Raw genomic sequence first — 19,100 nt, forward strand, 5'->3', positions numbered from 1 at the left:
CGCTTCAATCTTATACGTATGAAAATGAAAAGATATTTTATTGCTTCGTTGTTTATTGGAACATTGTTGGCAGCCAGTGGTTTAACTGCCCAAAAGAAAAATAAGAACAATGTAAGTGATGAATTGCTGAGGTCAAAACCTAAATTGGTCGTAGGTATCGTAGTTGACCAAATGAGATATGATTATTTAACCCGTTTTTATGATCAATATGGACAAGACGGATTTAAAAGATTGGTTGAACAGGGTTTTAACTGTAAAAACAATCATTTTAATTATGCGCCAACCAGTACTGGACCGGGGCATACTTCAGTGTATACCGGTACAACTCCTTCTGTACACGGTATAATAGGCAATAACTGGTATGATAAGCAATTAGATGCAAGTGTATATTGTGCAAGTGATGATACCTATGCTTCTGTAGGTACTACTTCAGATGCGGGTAAAATGTCTCCACATAGAATGTCCGTTACAACTATTACGGATGAGCTTAGATTGCATACACAAATGCAAGGTAAGACCATAGCAATTGCCTTGAAGGATAGAGGTGCCGTATTACCAGGTGGACATACTGCCAATGCGGCATATTGGTTTCATGGCGGTGATGAAGGTAAGTGGGTTACGAGCTCGTACTATATGAGTCAATTACCTAAATGGGTGAACGATTTTAATACCTCTGGTACCGCTCAATCGTATAAAAGAGAATGGAATACTCTTAGAGATATTAAAGAATACAGAGAAAGCGGAATTGATAATAATCTTTTTGAAGGAAAATTTGAAGGTGAAACCTCTACTTCTTTCCCTCACAAACCTGTTGAACTTTTAGATAAAACCCAAAATTTTGATATAATAAAAGCAACCCCGTTTGGTAATTCTTTGACCGCAGATTTTGCAATAGAAGCACTGCAACAGGAAAACTTGGGTAAAGACAATATTACCGATTTTTTGGCAGTAAGCTTTTCAAGTACAGACTATGTGGGGCATATGTTCGGGGTTAATTCTAAGGAAATTGAAGATACTTATTTAAGATTAGATGAAGATTTAGCTAGGCTGTTCAAGGCATTGGATAAAAATGTTGGCGAAGGAGAATATACTTTGTTTCTTACGGCAGATCATGGAGCTGTTGAAGTGCCTACCTATTTAAAAAGCGAAAAAATACCATCTGGTTATGTTGATACGGCTGCAAATAAAAAGAGATTGAAAGAGTTTTTGCAATATAAATATGGTACGGAAGATATTATTAAAAATTACTCTAATGATCAAATATTCTTAGATCATAAAATTGTAAAAAACTTAGATTTGAGTTTGGCAGAAGTGCAAATCGAAATAGCGCAAGAGGTTTTGGACTATGATGCAATTGATAGGGTGTATACCGCAAATCAAATGTGGAGTAATGATTATACATCTGGTATACCTTATATTTTACAAAATGGATATAATCAAAAAAGATCTGGTGATGTATTGATCGTTTTAAAACCAGGGTATATTTCCTATAGTACTACAGGGTCTACTCATGGGTCTCCTCAAATATATGACACACATGCCCCATTATTATTTTATGGAAAAGGTATACAGCCGGGTTCAACCGTAAATAGAACTGAAATACCGGATATTGCACCGACCATATCGGCGCTATTGGGTATTTCTTTTCCGAACGGTGCTACAGGTAAACCTATAACCGAGGTATTAAAATAATATGGATGACAGGCCTATAGGTATTTTTGATTCGGGTATTGGTGGTACGTCTATATGGGGTGAAATCCAAGAATTAATGCCATATGAAAATTGTATTTACTTGGCCGATAGTAAATATGCTCCTTATGGAGAAAAATCTCAGGAACGTATTCTAGAGCTGAGTATTAAGAATACCGAATATTTACTGAATCAAAATTGTAAATTAATAGTCGTTGCCTGTAATACGGCAACGACTAATGCAATTAGCTATTTAAGGGCCAATTATAACGTACCTTTTATTGGTATAGAGCCTGCTATAAAACCAGCGGCTATCAATACCAAATCCAAAATTATCGGAATCTTGGCAACAAAGGGTACATTGTCCAGTAGTTTGTTTCATAGCACCACCAAAAATCACGCTGCAGGAATTACCGTTATAGAACAACGTGGTACCGGTCTAGTGGAAATGATAGAGAATGGTCAGCTAAGAAGTAAAGAACTTTATCAACTCTTAGAAAGTTACATAAAGCCTATGCTTGATCAAGGTATGGATTATCTTGTTTTAGGTTGCACCCATTACCCATATCTTATTCCACTTTTGAAAAAAATGTTGCCAGAGCATGTCACAATTATAGATTCTGGAGAAGCTGTGGCCAGACAGACCAAAATCGTATTGGAAAAGAACGGTTTGTTGTCGAATGCCACTAAATTGGGTTCCCATCAATTTTATACTAATGGAGATGAAACAGTGCTGTCATCAATAATAGAAAGTACAACAGTTAAATACACTGTTCAATCTAAAGAGTTTTAAGTACGTTGTTTTTTTTTACATATGTCAAATAGGTAAAAGAAAGTTTGTGTTTTTCGTCTGCCGGATGAAACTCTTGCGTGGTTAGCATCCAATAGTTTTCATCAATTTCAGGGAAATACGTATCTGCATCTTCAAAAACACCGTGTACACGTGTAAGCTCTATCTTGTCTGATTTCTTTTCGCCTTGCTTATAAATTTCACCACCGCCAATAATGAAGGCAATTTCATTTTTTACGAGATCAATAGCTTCATCCAAGGAATGGACTACTATACATTCATCATAATCAGTAGTGTAATTTTTATCTCTTGTGATGATTATATGGGTTCTGTTTGGTAGTGGTTTAGGAAAACTTTCAAACGTTTTTCTTCCCATGATAATTTTATGTCCGGTGGTTAGTTTTTTAAAACGTTTAAAGTCATCTGGTAGATGCCAAAGCAGATCGTTGTCTTTGCCCAAGGCATTATTTTCCGCTGCTGCGGCAATCATTATAAGTGTTTTCAAAGCAGTTTTTTTTTAGGTTCAATTTCTAAGGCTTCAGGTAATGGCAATTCTTCTTCAACTTCTTTTTGTAATTTAGAAATTCGCTGTTTTTGTTTTTCCACTAATTTTTCGCGCTGGGATCGTTCCCAGTCTTGACCCATGAACTTATTGGTGATAAAGACATTGAAAACATGCAAAACAAATAGAAAGCCCCAAAAGGTAATTGCCCAAACAAACCAATTGTACTCTTGCCCGTATTTTAAGATTTTATTGATCAATACCAAAAAGACACTGCCTACAAGAAAGATTACAAAATGAGTATAGAGTCGTTTTTTTTGTCGTACTCTTTTTTGAGCATTCTCTAACAATTCATGTTGCTCTATGTCTAATTTGGAGGTGTTTTTATTCTTGGAAAACATACTCTTGCTATCTTTGATATAAAGATACACGAATTGTATTATACGCTATAACCTATGGATAAATTTAGAAAAGAATTCCCTGTGCTAAGAAAAGGAATTTACGCAAATACCGCTGTGTACGGCCCATTGTATGATTCGTTATTGGATTGGCGTCAAGAGCATGATTTAGATTTTTTACTTTCCGGTAGTGATATGCGAGGAGAGGCGCTAAAGGTAATATCGGACACGCGTTCTGCGGTAAGTACGTTTTTTAATTGCAAAAGAAAAAACGTAGCATTGGTCAATAATTTTTCTTCTGGACTAAATGTTCTGTTAGAAGGTTTAGATGTTAAAAAGAAAATATTACTTGTAGAAGATGATTACCCTTCATTGAACTGGAGTTTTGAAAAAAGAGGGTATGATATTGAGTATGTAAAACTCTCCGAACATGTAGAAGAGGAGATTCAGGAAAAAATAGAAAACAACAAGATAGATGTCTTGGCCTTGAGCCTTGTACAATGGTTAGATGGGGTTTCAATTGACCTCGAGTTTCTGAAAAAAATAAAAATACTGTATCCTCATGTACTTATTATAGCAGATGGAACCCAGTTCTGTGGTTGTACCAATTTTGATTTTAACAACTCTGGTATAGATGTGTTGGGGGCTAGCGCATACAAATGGTTATTGGCAGGCTATGGTAATGGATTTATGCTTTTTTCTGATCAAGTTAAAAATGAATTTGATTTGAATACTATTGGATTTAATGCTGTTGATGGAAATTTTGATAAGAAGAATTCAATTCGGTTTGCAAAACAGTTTGAACCTGGCCACCTTTCATCCATGAATTTTGGAAGTTTAAAATTCTCCATTGAATTTTTTGAAAGAATTGGTATGGAAAGGATAGCGGAGCATAACGGTAATTTGTCGTTAATGGCGAAAACCGAATTTAAAAAATTAGGGCTTTTGACCGATAGGGTTGTAAACAGAAAAAGCCATAGCACTATATTTAATATTAAAGCCAATGATGCGATGTATCAAAAATTATTGGAGAACGATGTCTTTTGCGCTCAGCGAGGTGATGGTGTTAGGTTAAGTTTTCATTTTTATAATACTGAATCAGAAATAGATGCCATTGTAAAAATCTTGAAAACAGGCAGATAGCTTTCGTGATTAAGTAATTTTGTAGGATAAAATTTCATTGTCCATCTATAAAGGATTTAAATTTTGAGAATTTGATAAAAATGTCTTATCCATTGTAAATGAGTGTTTTAATATGCTAATTTTGCCTAAAATATTAAATTCTGTATCATGGCAATTGCAAAGAAGTATTTAAAAACTAAGCCAGTATGTAAGGTTACTTTTACAGTGTCTCCAGAAGATGCAAAAAAGGTGGCTGTAGTAGGTGATTTCAATAATTGGAATGCAAAAAAGAGTGAATTAAAGAAACAAAAGAATGGTTCTTTTAAAGGTACTTTTGATTTGCCTAAAGAGAACTCTTTTGAATTTAAGTACCTGGTTGATGGCGAGTACATAAACGATGCGCAGGCAGATCGTTACCAATGGAATGATTATGCTGGTTCTGAAAATGCAGTTTTAGAGTTGTAGAATAATAGCGAGTGTACAATATAAGAGCCCTTCAATTTTTGAAGGGCTCTATTGTTTTTATATTTAGATAAATGCTAAGCTATTTTAAATACACAATTTTTGTAGCTATGTGTTTTGGATTGGAAAGCTGTGGTTAACTGTAATCCAGATTCTTTGGCTAGCCAGTCAATAATTTGGTCATCATATTTTTGGGAAATTTCTGTATGAATGGTTTCCCATTGTTTAAAATGAACTGTAAGATCCAAAGATTTAATTCTCACGGTTTGCTCAATTTTAGACACCAAAAAGCTTTTTGCGGTTCCGGTTTCGGGGTCGTAAACTTCCCAATGTAAAAACTGTTCTAAATCAAAATTGCCTTCGAGCTCACTATTGATTCTTGCAAGTATATTTTTATTGAATGCAGCTGTAATTCCTTCTTGGTCATTGTAGGCATCTAAAATCGTTTTTGGATTCTTTTTTTGATCAAAACCCATTAAAAGTAGATCGTTAGGCTGCATGAGTTGCTGAATTTTTTCCATAAACTCAACGGCTTGGTCATGCATAAGATTGCCAATATTTGAGCCGAGAAATAGAATGACCTTTCTGTTTTTTCTAGTATTTATCTCTTTCAGTGCTTCAAAATAAGTTCCTTGAAAAGGCTGTACGTTAACTTCTGGCAATTCTATTTTGCAGGAGTCATGTAGTTGATTTAAGGCGTTGTTGCTTATATCTATAGGCACGTAGGTAAAATCTATTTTTTTATCACTGAATTCTTTTAAAAGAATTTTTGTTTTTTTACCATCACCAGCCCCTAACTCTATTAGGTCAAAGGTGCCGGAACCGGAAAATAGTGCTGTAATTTCGTGTTTGTTTTGTTCAAGAATCTCATATTCGCAATTGGTCAAGTAATAGGTTGGCATTGCCATGATATCTTGAAAAAGCTTATCTCCTTTTTTGTCGTAAATATATTTTGACGAAAGGTGTTTAGGGTAATCGGTTAAACCGGAATACACCTCTTTTTCGAATTCAGTTGTAACGGTTGGTGCTATGTTAGTGTCTTGCATAATTAGTATGTCGTAATTATTTGGCTAACCTTATACCGGTGAATTGCCATTTTAAATCTGTTTGAAAAAAATTGCGATATGTATGTCTTGCGTGTTTATTGGGTGTAGCTACAGAACTACCTCTAAGCACTTTTTGGTTTACCATGAATTTGCCGTTGTATTCGCCTAAAGCACCGTCTACTTTTTTGTAATTAGGGTAGGGTAGGTATGCACTTTCTGTCCATTCCCAGCGTTGTCCCCATGTGAACAAATGTTGTGCGGCTTCCCATTCAAATTCAGTGGGTAGTCTGCAGTCTTTAAATTGGGCATAAGCAAATGCCTCAAAGTAGGAAATATGTGTTACGGGAGCGTTTAAGTCAATTTCGGTTAGCCCGTTAAGACTATAATAGTGCCATTTTCCATCAATTTCATGCCAATATAAGGGTGAGTTTACATTGTTTTGCTGCACCCAGTCCCAACCGGCTGCATGCCACAGGTCAAAACGTTTATAGCCATCTTCTTTTATAAAATCAATATATTCTGCATTGGTAACTAGTCTGTTAGAGATTTGATAGTCATGTAGGTATACTTTGTGTCTTCCTAATTCATTATCAAAACAAAAATCTGTGGAATTATGACCTATTTCATAAATACCTTCTTTCATATGAAGCCAACGTTGTTCATCTTTATCAGCAGTGTATTCTATGAATGTGTCTGAATATTTAGGTAATAACGGATTGTTTCCTAAAATGTATTTTATATCTGTAAGTAATAATTCTTGATGCTGTTTTTCATGATGAATTCCAATTTCAAGAACTTCTAACAATGTTCCGTTTGTGTCAGATTCTAGCAATTTTATCATTGCCTTGGTAACATAATCTCTATATTCATACACCTTTTTAACAGAAGGTCTAGATAAATTACCACGATCGGCACGTACAACGCGTTTGCCTACGGTTTCGTAATAACTATTGAATACGAACGAAAAATCTTCATCGAATATTTGATACGAAGGATCGTAAGATTTTAGTATAAATTCTTCAAAAAACCAAGTGGTGTGACCTAGGTGCCATTTTGGGGGAGAAACGTCAATTATGGGTTGTACCACATAATCTTCAATTTCTAGGGGCTTACAAATAGCCTCGGTGTGCTCTCTAGTTTCTATAAAGAAATCTAAGAACGTATCAGTGCTGACCATGAAAACAATTTTATTGTAAGTTAAATAAAATTGCTCAATGGGTTTTGACCTTATAAATTAAGAAATTGATACTAAACAGCTACTATCCCTTTTATATGGGGATGCGGGTTATAGTCTTCTAGTGAAAAATCTTCGAATTTAAAATCGAAAATATCTTTAACATCAGGATTTATTTTCATTTTCGGTAATGGTCTAGGGTCTCTGCTGAGTTGTAGTTCAACCTGCTCCATATGATTATTGTAGATATGGGCATCACCGAAAGTGTGTATAAAATCGCCCGCTTCGTATCCACAAACCTGTGCCATCATCATGGTGAACAATGCGTAGGAGGCAATGTTAAAAGGTACACCTAAGAATATATCTGCACTACGTTGGTATAATTGACATGAAAGTTTGCCATCTGCAACGTAAAACTGAAAGAAGGCATGGCATGGTGGTAATGCTGCTTTACCGTTAGCTACATTTTCAGAAAAAGATTTAGAAGTATCTGGCAGTACGCTTGGGTTCCATGCAGAAACTAACATTCTTCTGCTGTTGGGGTTTGTTTTTAAGGAATGTACAACCTCTTTGATCTGATCAATTTCATCATTGTTCCAATTGCGCCATTGATGACCGTATACAGGTCCAAGATCACCGTTTTCATCTGCCCATTCGTTCCAAATACGAACGCCGTTTTCTTGTAAATATTTAATATTGGTATCACCTTTTAAAAACCACAATAGTTCATGTACAATTGATTTTAAATGCAGTTTTTTGGTAGTCACCATTGGGAAACCTTCGCTGAGGTCAAAACGCATTTGATATCCAAAAACACTTTTAGTTCCGGTTCCTGTACGGTCACCTTTTTGGTTTCCTTCTTTAAGAACATGTTTTAAAAGGTCGTGATACTGTTTCATAGCAATAGAATTAAATATAATGCCGAATATATGTATAGGCGGAATACAAAAATACTATTTAGATGAATTTTTGAAGTGAGAATAAAGTACGGGTTATAAAATCTTATTAACTAAAATTATTATGGCAAGATCGCTTATCCTAAAATCATGCCCGCAATTGTGGCAGAAAGTAAAGAAGCCAATGATCCGCCCAAAACAGCTTTCATTCCAAATTCAGATAGAGTCTTTCTTTGCCCTGGTGCTAAGGATCCAATACCACCGATTTGAATACCTATGGATGCAAAATTTGCAAAACCACATAACATATACGTAGCCATTATTACAGACTTGTTATACGTTAAATTGGCACCTGTGGTAATATCTTTTAATTCTGCTAATTGAATGTAGCCTACAAATTCGCTCGCTACTAGCTTTATGCCCAGTAACTGCCCCATTAGCATAATATCCTCATTGGCAACACCTATAAGCCACATTAAAGGAGCGAAAATAGTACCAAGTATAGCTTCTAGTGAAAACTTTGAATATGAGGTATTGTCAGCAATCCAACCATTAAGATTGGTCAAGTCCCCAGTCCATTCCAATATACCGTTGACCATGGCGATAATAGCAACAAATACCAAAAGCATGGCGCCTACATTGACAGCAAGTTTTAAGCCTTCTGTTGTGCCATTTGCAATAGCATCAAGAACATTGGCACCAATTTTTTCTGAAGAAACGTGTACATCACTGTTAACTTCCTCGGTTTGCGGATATAACATTTTAGAGATAACTATAGCGCCAGGGGCTGCCATAACGGATGCTGCCAACAAATGTTTGGCAAAAACTAATTGTAATATTTCGTCTTCGCCACCTAAAAAACCTATGTATGCTGCCAATACTGCACCGGCAACTGTTGCCATGCCACCGATCATAACCAGCAGGATTTCTGAACGTGTCATCTTTTCTAAATAGGCCTTTATTAGAAGTGGGGCTTCGGTTTGACCAAGAAAAATATTTCCTGCGACCGAAAGACTTTCCGGTCCGGATATGCCCAATGTTTTTGAAAGTGCCCAAGCAAGCCACTTTACCACTTTTTGTATAAGTCCTAAGTAGAACAATAGCGATGTTAATGCAGAGAAAAATATAATTGTTGGTAATACTTGAAAAGCAAAAATATATCCAAAAGTACCAGTGTCTACTACAAGCCCCTCAAAAAGAAACTTGCTGCCGGCACGTGTGAATTCTAAAATACTTACGAAAATTTTACCTATTTGTTCAAAAACTAATTGTACAAAAGGCACTTTTAAAACTCCAATAGCAATGACCAATTGTAATACCAGACCAATACCTACCGTTTTCCAATTAATGGCCTTTCTGTTTGAACTGAATAAAAAAGCTAACAGTAAAAGAACCAGCATACCTAAAATGCCTCTTCCCAGACTGTTGAGGCTAAATCCTTCATTGATTTCCATGTCCATTACATTGTTAGCGGAAACGTCTTCAACCAAAGTAGTATCGGTTGCGTTTTCTACTGGTATGGTTACGTCTACGTCTTGAGCAAATGTAATTGTGGTAAGAATTAGTGCAAAAAATAGCAGCCATTTGCCCTTTTTCATAAACTATAATTTAATGTTTAATTGCGTTTAGAGATTTCATCTCTCAGTTTTGCCGCTTTTTCGTAGTCTTCGTTGGTGACCGCCTTTTTTAATTCAGCCTCAAGTTCTTCAATGGTTAGTTCAGTGTAGCCATCGGTAGCACCAGAATCTATCTCAACCGTTTCACCTTCCTGTAGTATTTCATCTACCATAATGCTGTCGTCACTTTCTTTCTGGTCTTTCTCTTTAGAGGAAAACTTCAAGAATATACCTGCCTTGTCCAAAATGGTTTTATAGGTGAAAATCGGGGCGTTAAAGCGTAGTGCCAAGGCAATGGCATCACTGGTTCTTGCATCAATAATTTCTTCTATACCATCTCTTTCGCAAATTATGCTAGAATAGAATACCCCATCTACCAATTTATGGATAATGACTTGTTTGATTACAATATCAAACCTATCTGAAAAGTTTTTAAACAAGTCGTGTGTAAGCGGTCTTGGGGGTTTTATTTCTTTCTCTAGGGCTATGGCTATAGACTGTGCTTCAAAAGCACCAATAACAATTGGTAACTTTCTGTCACCCTCAACCTCGTTCAAAATAAGTGCGTATGCACCATTTTGGGTTTGACTGTAAGAGATTCCTTTTATTTTTAATCGTACTAGACTCATAGATTTTAAACTAAAAAAGGCTGTTCGAATACTTGGGCTCCAATTATCCGAACAGCCCTTTAAGGGGCACAAAATAACAAAAATTTAGCCGTTTTGTGCTTTAAAATCCTTTAATTTTTCAATCAATTGAGGAACTACTTCAAAGGCATCTCCAACAATTCCATAATCTGCTGCTTTAAAGAAAGGAGCTTCAGGGTCGTTGTTGATGACAACTTTGGTTTTAGAGGCACTTACACCGGCTAAATGTTGAATGGCTCCAGATATACCAATGGCAATGTACAAGTTACTGGCAACCGGCTTTCCTGTTTGTCCAACGTGTTCACCATGAGGTCTCCAGCCAAGATCTGAAACAGGTTTGGAGCAAGCTGTAGCGGCACCTAGTACATCTGCCAATTCTTCTATCATTCCCCAGTTTTCCGGTCCTTTAAGACCTCTACCTGCAGAAACTACGATATCGGCATCGGCAATGGTTGCTTTACCAACAACCTTATCTACTTCAATAGATTTTGTGTCATTGGTAATGCCATCGGTAGCGGCGCTAAATTCTTCGACCGAAACATCTGTACTGTTTTCGTGAGCGCCAAACGCATTATTTGATACACCAACAATTTTAATATCGGTATCTATCTGTGTGTGCGCAAAGCCTTTATTACTGAAAGCTGTTCTTTTGACCATAAATGGTGAAGTGCTTTCTGGAGCTTGAACTACATTAGGTGCGTAGCCTGCAGATAATTTAGCGGACAATAGTGGCGCTAAATACTTGGTATCTGTGCTAGAACTTAAGATGACCACTTTGGCATCTGTACTTTTTACGGCTTCGGCTATGGTTGTTGCGTAAGCGCCTGCGTTAAATGTTGCAAGTGCCTCGTCTTTCACGTTCAACACCTTGGAAACCCCGTAGTTTCCTAAACTATCGTTTTCTTCGCTGTTGAATGATATTGCCGTGACGGTAGTGCCCAACATTTTGGCAACTTCAGCGGCGTAAGAAGCTACTTCGAACGCATTCTTCTTAAATTTTCCTTTTTCTGATTCTGTATATACTAAAACTGACATCTTTTCTTTTGTTTTTAATGTTTACCTAATAAAAAGGTGATTAAATGACTTTTGCTTCATTGTGCAATAAATCAACCAATTGATCTACACTATCGGCTAGTTTAACTTGACCTTTAGGAGCTGGTTTGTCGAATTTTTTATCCTCGGTTGCTTTAAGAGCATCAACAGGCTCAACCACGGTAAGGCTCTTTTTTCTTGCCATCATGATACCTCTCATATTAGGTATACGAAGATCACTTTCCTCTACAAGTCCTTTTTGGCCACCAACTACTAATGGTAAACTACTTGTCAATTTTTCTTTTCCACCATCAATTTCCCTAACTGCGGTAACATTGTCACCATCAATTTCAAGGCTAATACAAGAGTTGATGAAATTCATGTTCGTTAACGATGCCAAAATTCCAGGCACCATTCCGCCATTGTAATCAATAGATTCTCTACCGCCGATTACTAGATCGTAACCACCATTCTTAACCACTTCGGCTAATTGTTGGGCTACCGAGAAACCATCTGTAGGTTCGGTATTTATTCTAAAAGCTTCATCTGCTCCAATAGCCAGTGCTTTACGCATTGTAGGTTCAACACTTGGTCCTCCAACAGTTGCAATATGTACTGATGCACCTTGTTTTTCTTTAAACCACATAGCTCTGGTCAGTCCAAATTCATCATTTGGGTTAATTACGAACTGTACACCATTGGTGTCAAATTTAGTATCGCCATCCGTAAAATTAATTTTGGACGTCGTATCTGGAACATTACTTATACAAACTAATATCTTCATGAGTAAAAACTTTATATCTAATGGTGACGAAGATAGCTAATAAAATCCAAATTTACTATGCATGCATAGTAAATTTTATAACTTTTTTTAAATCTGGCATTCTATTTTTTGATATTATATTTCCTATTTTTGCTTGCTTTCTAGCATTTAACAAAGAATAATTTTACCATACATGAAAACACTACAATTTAGGCAAGCAATAGCCGAGGCCATGTCCGAAGAAATGAGGAGGGATGAATCTATCTATTTGATGGGTGAAGAAGTAGCGGAATATAATGGCGCATACAAGGCTTCTAAAGGAATGTTGGATGAATTTGGTCCAAAAAGGGTAATTGATACTCCGATCTCCGAGCTTGGTTTTGCTGGTATAGGGGTTGGTTCCACAATGACGGGGAACAGACCAATTATAGAATTCATGACCTTCAATTTTGCTTTGGTAGGTATTGATCAAATAATCAACAATGCTGCCAAGATCAGACAAATGTCCGGTGGTCAGTTTCCTTGCCCTATTGTATTTAGGGGGCCAACTGCATCTGCAGGTCAATTAGCGGCAACGCATTCACAAGCGTTTGAAAGTTGGTATGCCAATTGTCCAGGGCTTAAAGTGGTTGTACCATCTAACCCTGCCGATGCAAAAGGATTATTAAAAGCTGCCATTAGAGATGATGATCCGGTTATTTTTATGGAGTCTGAGCAAATGTATGGTGATAAAGGTGAAGTTCCAGAAGGTGATTATACCATTCCATTAGGTGTTGCGGATATTCGTAGAGAAGGTAAAGATGTTACCATAGTTTCTTTTGGTAAGATCATTAAAGAGGCGGATAAGGCTGCCGATGAATTGGAGAAGGATGGCATTAGCTGTGAAATAATAGATTTACGTACTGTAAAGCCATTGGATTACGAAGCTATTTTAAAATCAGTAAAGAAGACCAATAGATTGGTCATCTTAGAGGAGGCTTGGCCGTTTGGTAACGTAGCAACAGAGGTAACTTATCACGTTCAGGCGCATGCATTTGATTATTTAGATGCTCCTATTGTAAAAATAAATACGGCAGATACACCTGCACCTTATTCTCCGGTATTATTGGAGGAGTGGTTGCCTAATCACAAAGATGTGGTAAACGCTGTTAAAAAAGTTTTATACAAATAAGATAAAGATATTGTAAAGTACCTTAGCTTCTCCGACCAAGTCTGGAGAAGCTTTTTTTATTGGTATGCTATTTGCCACAAAACAATATTATTGAACTACGTATTTTAATGAGAGGGATATTTTTTATAATCTTAAGTCTAAGCTTTTTTATGCTGCAGGGGCAAACCAAAATTGGTGGCATGGTTGTAGACGAGCAAGGTGAGCCTGTATCCTTTGCCAATGTGTTCTTTAAAAATTCCACAGAAGGTACCATAACCAATGATGATGGTAGGTTCTATTTGGAATCTGAAAATGATTATAATACGGTAATTATATCTTTTATCGGTTATACCGAATATGAGCTTGAATTGAAAAACAAAGTCTCTTATGACCTGAAAATCATTATGGTCGAAGCTGCTGAGCAGTTAAATGAGGTGGTGCTAATATCGGGTAAGCAATCTAAAAAGAATAATCCGGCAGTCGATATCCTTAGAAAAATCTGGGCAAAAAAACGTCAGAATGGGGTTCGCCAATTTGATCAATATGCTTTTGATAAGTATGAAAAGGTAGAATTTGATTTAAATACCATTGACAGCGCCCTAATTAAAAGTAAAGTGTTTAAGGGTCTTGAATTTGTTTTTCAAGATTTGGATACCTCACGTATTACGGGTAAAACCTATTTACCAATTTTCTTGAACGAGACTTTTTCTAAAGTCTATGGCGATAATAAGATCAAGGAAGAGAAAGAAGATGTTCTAGGGAATAAAAACTCAGGTTTTGAGAATAATCAAGCAATAATAGCTTTTGTAAAGGATTTGTATCAAGAATACGATGTCTATAACAACTACCTGAAATTTTTCGATAAAAGTTTTACGAGTCCTTTGTCCAAAACTGGGGTAGATGTCTATAACTATGCGCTAAGGGACAGTGCGTTTATTGATAACAAGTGGTGTTATAATATTGTATACTATCCTCGCCGTAAAAATGAATTGACCTTTAAGGGAGATTTCTGGGTAAATGATTCTACTTGGGCAATTAAGAACATCAATTTACAGGTAACCAAAAGTGCCAACATTAACTGGGTAAAAGAAATTTACATTGAACAAGATTTCGATGTGGTCAACGACTCTGTATTTCTTTTAAAAAGAGATTATATGTTGAGCGACTTTAGTTTCAATAAAAAGGAGGAGTCTAAAGGACTTTATGGCAAAAGAACTACGGTGTATGATAATTACGAATTCAATAAGCCAAAGCCAAAGGAAGCTTATAGAAAAGATCGTAACCCCTTAGATGTTACCCAAATTATCAAGGATGATGAGTTTTGGCAAAAAAATAGATTGGAAAGCTTAAATAAGGACGAACAGGGTATTTATAAATTGCTTGATACCTTGAAGACGGTGCCAAAATTCAAGACTTATTATAATCTGGTCAGCATATTGGGGTCTGGTTATGTTGAGGTCGATAAATGGAATTTGGACCTGGGTTCGGTATATGATTTTTTTGGGTACAATAATGCCGAAGGTGCTAGGGTTAGACTTGGTGCTAGAACGTATTTTGGCCAAAATGACCTATGGCGTATAGAAGGGTATACGGCATATGGGTTTAAGGATCACAAGTTCAAACATGGCTTGGCGGGTAAAATGCTCATCGATAAAAACAGTAGACTGATCATTTCTGGGGGGAATAGAAGAGATATAGAGCAACTTGGGGTTAGTTTGACCGCTACTAATGATGTTTTAGGGCGTAGCATAGCATCATCATCTTTATTGACAGTAGGTGCTAATAACAGGTTGACGAATATCAACCTAAGTGCATTGAATTTTGAAATAGAGCCGTTAACCAATTTAAAACTCTCTGTAGGTGGTACATTTAGAACCTTGAGTTCTGCTTTGCCCGGTGATTTTAGTTTAGATTATGTAGATCCTGAATCTCCAACAGGTGTTTCGTCAGAAATACGACAGTTTGATTTTAATGCTCTTTTATTATATACCCCGGGTAAGAAAACCATTGGCTTTGGAGTTGAGCGAAGGGATGTCAATGATACCTATAGCACTATTTTACTGAATTATACCAAGGGAACCAAAGGCGTTCTTGATAGTGATTTTGATTACAGTAAGTTACAATTTTCATATAGTCAACCTTGGCAATTGGGCGGATTTGGTAGATTGCTAAGTACGGTAGAGTTGGGTAAAACCTTTGGTGAGGTACCTTTGGGCTTGCTGAGTGTGGTGCCAGGTAACCAGACCTTTTTCTCTAATTATGGAACATTTCCAAATTTAGATTTCTATGAATTTGTGACAGATACCTATGCTGCAGTACATTTGCAACATAATTTTAATGGAAGGTTCTTTTCAAGGATTCCATTTTTAAGAAAGTTCAATTTAAGGGAATTAGTGGCTATACGCGGAGTGTGGGGAGATTTGTCTGATGAGAACATAGCGTTGAGTGCGCCTGCTACCGTAAATACACCTTTAATGGCACCATCGGAAAAAGTATATTATGAGTATTCTTTTGGAATTGGAAATATTTTCAAGGTATTTAGATTGGACTTCAATTTTAGGGGAAACTATTTAGAGAATCCAGATGCTAGAAAGTTTGGTGTAACAGGAACTTTTGGATTTGTCTTTTAATTCAGCTAATTTTTACAATTATAACAACTAAGCAGCGTTTCAATACAAACTATAAATTAAACAACTTTTAAATATGGCTACAGAAAAAGGACTAACCTTTGATGTTTTAATAGAAATTCCGAAAGGAAGTAGAAACAAGTATGAATACGATTTTGATCTACATAAAATTCGTTTTGATCGTATGTTGTTTTCTTCAATGATGTACCCTGGGGATTACGGATTTATTCCAGAAACTTTGGCTTTGGACAAAGATCCATTAGATGTTTTGGTAATGGGTACGGAACCTGTTTATCCAATGACGGTAATGGAAGTAAAACCTATAGGTGTTTTCCATATGACAGATGAAAAAGGACCAGATGAAAAAATAATCTGTGTACCGGTTTCTGATCCAATATGGAGTAACAATAATGATATCAGTGACCTAAACCCACATAGATTAAAGGAAATTGAGCATTTCTTTCAAGTCTACAAAGATTTAGAGGAGAAAAAAGTAGATACCGGTGGGTGGAGCAATGCGGAGAAAGCCGTTGAAATTTACCACGAATGTGTAGAAAGATATGATAAGAGCGAGCACAAGGCAAAGCGAACTTTTATGATATAAATAATATTTCACTTCATTTAAGCCACTTTTCATAAAGAAAAGTGGCTTTTTTTATTCTATTCTAATTTACTACATTAGTCAGATAAATTTCTAACAACTAACAACAGATTAAATGGAGTCAACAATGATTTACATGCCAATTCTTATGGCAGTACTAGGCCTAATTTACATGGGTATTAAAAGATCTTGGGTATTGAAACAACATGCCGGAGATGGAAAAATGAAAGAAATATCAGATTATATCTATGAAGGGGCTTTGGCTTTCTTAAGTGCAGAATATAAACTTTTATCAATTTTTGTGGTTATAGTGAGTGTTTTACTTGCAATTGTTTCTTTTGTTGTCCCAACAACACATTGGCTAATTGTAATCTCCTTTGTATTTGGAGCTGTATTTTCTGCATATGCAGGTAATATTGGAATGAAAATAGCAACAAAGACCAATGTGCGTACTACACAGGCGGCACGTACGAGTTTACCTAATGCATTAAAAATTTCTTTTGGCGGTGGTACGGTTATGGGACTTGGTGTAGCCGGCTTGGCCGTATTGGGACTTACCATATTCTTTATTGCCTTTTTTCAGTTTTTTATGGGGGGCGTTTGGACATCTACTATGGATATGACCATAGTGCTGGAAACTCTTGCAGGTTTCTCCTTAGGAGCAGAATCAATTGCATTGTTTGCTCGTGTAGGCGGTGGTATTTATACGAAAGCTGCTGATGTTGGTGCAGATTTGGTAGGTAAGGTAGAAGCAGGTATTCCTGAGGATGACCCTAGGAACCCGGCTACTATTGCTGATAACGTGGGTGATAACGTTGGTGATGTTGCCGGTATGGGAGCTGATCTGTTCGGGTCTTACGTGGCAACGGTACTGGCTGCAATGGTTTTGGGTAATTATGTGATTAAAGATATGGGCGGTAGTATTTCTGATGCTTTTGGCGGAATTGGTCCAATTCTGTTGCCAATGGCAATTGCGGGTGCTGGAATTATCATATCCATAATTGGTACTATGCTCGTTAAAATAAAAGATAATGAGGCTAAAGAAGCTCAGGTAATGGGCGCTTTGAACATTGGTAACTGGACATCTATTGTTTTAGTTGCCATTTCTTGTTTTGCCTTGGTAACATGGATGTTGCCCGAAACCATGAAAATGGAATTTTTTGGCGAGGGATTAATTGAGATTTCATCTATGCGCGTATTCTATGCCACCTTGGTAGGTTTGGTGGTAGGTGCCGTAATATCTTCGGTGACCGAATATTATACGGGGTTGGGTAAATCCCCAATTTTAAAAATAGTTCAACAGTCAAGTACAGGTGCCGGTACAAACATTATTGCAGGTTTGGCAACGGGTATGATCTCTACTTTTCCATCTGTTCTTTTGTTTGCTGGTGCAATATGGGCATCATATGCCTTTGCGGGGTTTTACGGTGTTGCCTTGGCGGCATCTGCAATGATGGCGACAACTGCCATGCAGTTGGCTATTGACGCTTTTGGACCAATATCTGATAATGCAGGGGGTATTGCCGAGATGAGTGAGCAAGAACCAATTGTGAGGGAAAGAACCGATATTTTAGATTCTGTAGGAAATACGACTGCCGCAACCGGTAAAGGTTTTGCCATTGCATCCGCAGCGTTAACTTCTTTGGCCTTATTTGCTGCTTACGTTACGTTTACCGGAATTGATGGCATCAACATTTTCAAAGCTCCGGTTTTGGCAATGTTGTTCGTTGGTGGTATGGTACCGGTAGTATTCTCTGCTTTGGCGATGAATGCCGTGGGTAAGGCTGCTATGGAAATGGTACATGAGGTTAGAAGGCAGTTTAAGGATATACCTGGTATTATGGAAGGTACGGGTAAGCCGGAATATGATAAATGTGTGGCAATTTCTACTCAGGCTTCTTTAAAAGAAATGATGTTGCCGGGTCTGTTGACAATAGGTTTTCCATTGGTTATTGCTTTTGCTCCATTATTGTTCGGAATGAACAAATTGGCCATTGCGGAAATGTTGGGAGGCTACATGGCCGGTGTAACAGTTTCCGGAGTGTTATGGGCAATTTTTCAGAACAATGCTGGTGGTGCCTGGGACAATGCTAAGAAGTCTTTTGAAGCCGGTGTTGAAATTAATGGGGAAATGACCTATAAAGGTTCAGAAGCTCATAAGGCAGCTGTAACTGGTGATACTGTCGGTGATCCATTTAAAGATACTTCTGGACCGTCAATGAATATCTTGATTAAATTAACCTGTTTGATCGGCTTGGTCATTGCGCCAATCTTAGGCGGACATACAGAAGATGGAGTTGCTATGGTGAACAATACAAAAGAAGTGACAATAGAAATGAATGTTGAAAGTGAACAATTGGCAGAGGCCATTGTGACTTATGCTACAACTGTTGATGGGGAATTGGTTACGGAAGAAGTTGTTTACAACGGAACTAAGAGCGAAGTCGAAGAAAAGCTGAAGGCATTTGAAAAGGCTGCCATTGAGAAGAAGGGTACGGCAACCGAAGTAACTATTGAAAAAGTGGAGGTCAATAAACGATAATTTACCGCTTTATATATAAAACCATCAGCCTAGCTGATGGTTT

At 37.0% G+C, this 19,100-nt stretch carries 17 protein-coding genes; 8 read left to right on the forward strand and 9 right to left on the reverse strand.

The window, feature by feature from the left end; genetic code table 11:
* Nucleotides 1-24 precede the first annotated feature (24 nt).
* Both pafA and murI read left to right on the forward strand, forming a co-directional pair.
* The gene (gene pafA / locus VBZ51_RS15080) at nucleotides 25-1,692 is read left to right on the forward strand and encodes an alkaline phosphatase PafA (protein WP_416577473.1); all 1,668 of its coding nucleotides are present in this window, start codon (nucleotides 25-27) and stop codon (nucleotides 1,690-1,692) included.
* Between the two features lies 1 nt (nucleotide 1,693).
* The gene (gene murI / locus VBZ51_RS15085; protein ID WP_416577474.1) at nucleotides 1,694-2,482 is read left to right on the forward strand and encodes a glutamate racemase; all 789 of its coding nucleotides are present in this window, start codon (nucleotides 1,694-1,696) and stop codon (nucleotides 2,480-2,482) included.
* Here murI and VBZ51_RS15090 read toward each other — a convergent pair.
* Together VBZ51_RS15090 and VBZ51_RS15095 are read right to left on the reverse strand one after the other, a co-directional pair.
* Complete coding sequence (locus VBZ51_RS15090) at nucleotides 2,469-2,969, reverse strand: dihydrofolate reductase (RefSeq protein ID WP_071340211.1); 501 nt, start codon at nucleotides 2,967-2,969, stop codon at nucleotides 2,469-2,471. The genes murI and VBZ51_RS15090 overlap by 14 nt on opposite strands.
* An 11-nt stretch (nucleotides 2,970-2,980) precedes the next feature.
* Nucleotides 2,981-3,382 carry a 2TM domain-containing protein gene (locus VBZ51_RS15095; RefSeq protein ID WP_071340210.1) on the reverse strand — a complete coding sequence of 134 codons (402 nt, stop codon included), beginning with the start codon at nucleotides 3,380-3,382 and terminating at the stop codon, nucleotides 2,981-2,983.
* A gap of 54 nt (nucleotides 3,383-3,436) precedes the next feature.
* On the opposite strand from VBZ51_RS15095, the gene VBZ51_RS15100 reads away from it, so the two are divergent.
* Together VBZ51_RS15100 and VBZ51_RS15105 are read left to right on the forward strand one after the other, a co-directional pair.
* Nucleotides 3,437-4,522, forward strand: a complete 1,086-nt coding sequence (locus VBZ51_RS15100) for an aminotransferase class V-fold PLP-dependent enzyme (protein WP_416577475.1) — start codon at nucleotides 3,437-3,439, stop codon at nucleotides 4,520-4,522.
* Between the two features lie 147 nt (nucleotides 4,523-4,669).
* The gene (locus tag VBZ51_RS15105; protein WP_058105286.1) at nucleotides 4,670-4,966 is read left to right on the forward strand and encodes an isoamylase early set domain-containing protein; all 297 of its coding nucleotides are present in this window, start codon (nucleotides 4,670-4,672) and stop codon (nucleotides 4,964-4,966) included.
* A gap of 74 nt (nucleotides 4,967-5,040) precedes the next feature.
* On the opposite strand, the gene egtD is transcribed toward VBZ51_RS15105, so the two are convergent.
* The 7 genes from egtD to VBZ51_RS15140 form a co-directional block, all read right to left on the reverse strand.
* Entirely contained in the window at nucleotides 5,041-6,009 is a 969-nt protein-coding gene (gene egtD / locus VBZ51_RS15110; RefSeq protein WP_416577476.1) for an L-histidine N(alpha)-methyltransferase, read from the reverse strand.
* 16 nt (nucleotides 6,010-6,025) lie between these two features.
* Complete coding sequence (gene egtB, locus VBZ51_RS15115; protein ID WP_416577477.1) at nucleotides 6,026-7,186, reverse strand: ergothioneine biosynthesis protein EgtB; 1,161 nt, start codon at nucleotides 7,184-7,186, stop codon at nucleotides 6,026-6,028.
* Between the two features lie 71 nt (nucleotides 7,187-7,257).
* Entirely contained in the window at nucleotides 7,258-8,082 is an 825-nt protein-coding gene (locus VBZ51_RS15120; RefSeq protein WP_074669894.1) for a thymidylate synthase, read from the reverse strand.
* A 134-nt stretch (nucleotides 8,083-8,216) separates the two neighbouring features.
* Nucleotides 8,217-9,539 carry a NupC/NupG family nucleoside CNT transporter gene (locus VBZ51_RS15125; RefSeq protein ID WP_236973451.1) on the reverse strand — a complete coding sequence of 441 codons (1,323 nt, stop codon included), beginning with the start codon at nucleotides 9,537-9,539 and terminating at the stop codon, nucleotides 8,217-8,219.
* Nucleotides 9,540-9,694: 155 nt separating this feature from the next.
* Entirely contained in the window at nucleotides 9,695-10,324 is a 630-nt protein-coding gene (locus VBZ51_RS15130; RefSeq protein ID WP_058105291.1) for a bifunctional nuclease family protein, read from the reverse strand.
* Between the two features lie 84 nt (nucleotides 10,325-10,408).
* Nucleotides 10,409-11,377 carry an electron transfer flavoprotein subunit alpha/FixB family protein gene (locus tag VBZ51_RS15135; protein WP_305522893.1) on the reverse strand — a complete coding sequence of 323 codons (969 nt, stop codon included), beginning with the start codon at nucleotides 11,375-11,377 and terminating at the stop codon, nucleotides 10,409-10,411.
* A 40-nt stretch (nucleotides 11,378-11,417) separates the two neighbouring features.
* Nucleotides 11,418-12,158, reverse strand: coding sequence for an electron transfer flavoprotein subunit beta/FixA family protein (locus VBZ51_RS15140; protein ID WP_058105293.1), 741 nt, complete (start codon nucleotides 12,156-12,158; stop codon nucleotides 11,418-11,420).
* A 172-nt stretch (nucleotides 12,159-12,330) separates the two neighbouring features.
* Here VBZ51_RS15140 and VBZ51_RS15145 point away from each other — a divergent pair, with 172 nt between their 5' ends.
* The 4 genes from VBZ51_RS15145 (at nucleotide 12,331) to VBZ51_RS15160 (ending at nucleotide 19,057) form a co-directional block, all read left to right on the forward strand.
* Entirely contained in the window at nucleotides 12,331-13,308 is a 978-nt protein-coding gene (locus VBZ51_RS15145) for a pyruvate dehydrogenase complex E1 component subunit beta (protein ID WP_058105294.1), read from the forward strand.
* Between the two features lie 107 nt (nucleotides 13,309-13,415).
* On the forward strand, nucleotides 13,416-15,917 hold the full coding sequence (locus tag VBZ51_RS15150; protein WP_416577478.1) for a DUF5686 family protein: 2,502 nt from the start codon (nucleotides 13,416-13,418) through the stop codon (nucleotides 15,915-15,917).
* Between the two features lie 73 nt (nucleotides 15,918-15,990).
* Nucleotides 15,991-16,518 (forward strand): inorganic diphosphatase, encoded by a 528-nt coding sequence (locus VBZ51_RS15155; RefSeq protein ID WP_058105296.1) that lies wholly within the window; start codon nucleotides 15,991-15,993, stop codon nucleotides 16,516-16,518.
* A 112-nt stretch (nucleotides 16,519-16,630) separates the two neighbouring features.
* Complete coding sequence (locus VBZ51_RS15160) at nucleotides 16,631-19,057, forward strand: sodium-translocating pyrophosphatase (protein ID WP_416577479.1); 2,427 nt, start codon at nucleotides 16,631-16,633, stop codon at nucleotides 19,055-19,057.
* Nucleotides 19,058-19,100: the final 43 nt, after the last annotated feature.

The sequence above is a fragment of the Maribacter sp. HS genome, from assembly GCF_048059195.1.
Classification (GTDB): domain Bacteria; phylum Bacteroidota; class Bacteroidia; order Flavobacteriales; family Flavobacteriaceae; genus Maribacter; species Maribacter dokdonensis.

Bases quoted from the DNA above. Each gene is read 5' to 3' on its own strand.
- egtD (WP_416577476.1), bottom strand. From the start codon at position 6,009: ATGCAAGACACTAACATAGCACCAACCGTTACAACTGAATTCGAAAAA.
- VBZ51_RS15095 (WP_071340210.1), bottom strand. From the start codon at position 3,382: ATGTTTTCCAAGAATAAAAACACCTCCAAATTAGACATAGAGCAACAT.
- VBZ51_RS15160 (WP_416577479.1), top strand. From the start codon at position 16,631: ATGGAGTCAACAATGATTTACATGCCAATTCTTATGGCAGTACTAGGC.
- VBZ51_RS15135 (WP_305522893.1), bottom strand. From the start codon at position 11,377: ATGTCAGTTTTAGTATATACAGAATCAGAAAAAGGAAAATTTAAGAAG.
- VBZ51_RS15130 (WP_058105291.1), bottom strand. From the start codon at position 10,324: ATGAGTCTAGTACGATTAAAAATAAAAGGAATCTCTTACAGTCAAACC.
- pafA (WP_416577473.1), top strand. From the start codon at position 25: ATGAAAAGATATTTTATTGCTTCGTTGTTTATTGGAACATTGTTGGCA.
- VBZ51_RS15120 (WP_074669894.1), bottom strand. From the start codon at position 8,082: ATGAAACAGTATCACGACCTTTTAAAACATGTTCTTAAAGAAGGAAAC.
- murI (WP_416577474.1), top strand. From the start codon at position 1,694: ATGGATGACAGGCCTATAGGTATTTTTGATTCGGGTATTGGTGGTACG.
- VBZ51_RS15100 (WP_416577475.1), top strand. From the start codon at position 3,437: ATGGATAAATTTAGAAAAGAATTCCCTGTGCTAAGAAAAGGAATTTAC.
- VBZ51_RS15150 (WP_416577478.1), top strand. From the start codon at position 13,416: ATGAGAGGGATATTTTTTATAATCTTAAGTCTAAGCTTTTTTATGCTG.
- VBZ51_RS15145 (WP_058105294.1), top strand. From the start codon at position 12,331: ATGAAAACACTACAATTTAGGCAAGCAATAGCCGAGGCCATGTCCGAA.
- VBZ51_RS15105 (WP_058105286.1), top strand. From the start codon at position 4,670: ATGGCAATTGCAAAGAAGTATTTAAAAACTAAGCCAGTATGTAAGGTT.
- VBZ51_RS15125 (WP_236973451.1), bottom strand. From the start codon at position 9,539: ATGGACATGGAAATCAATGAAGGATTTAGCCTCAACAGTCTGGGAAGA.
- egtB (WP_416577477.1), bottom strand. From the start codon at position 7,186: ATGGTCAGCACTGATACGTTCTTAGATTTCTTTATAGAAACTAGAGAG.
- VBZ51_RS15155 (WP_058105296.1), top strand. From the start codon at position 15,991: ATGGCTACAGAAAAAGGACTAACCTTTGATGTTTTAATAGAAATTCCG.
- VBZ51_RS15140 (WP_058105293.1), bottom strand. From the start codon at position 12,158: ATGAAGATATTAGTTTGTATAAGTAATGTTCCAGATACGACGTCCAAA.
- VBZ51_RS15090 (WP_071340211.1), bottom strand. From the start codon at position 2,969: ATGATTGCCGCAGCAGCGGAAAATAATGCCTTGGGCAAAGACAACGAT.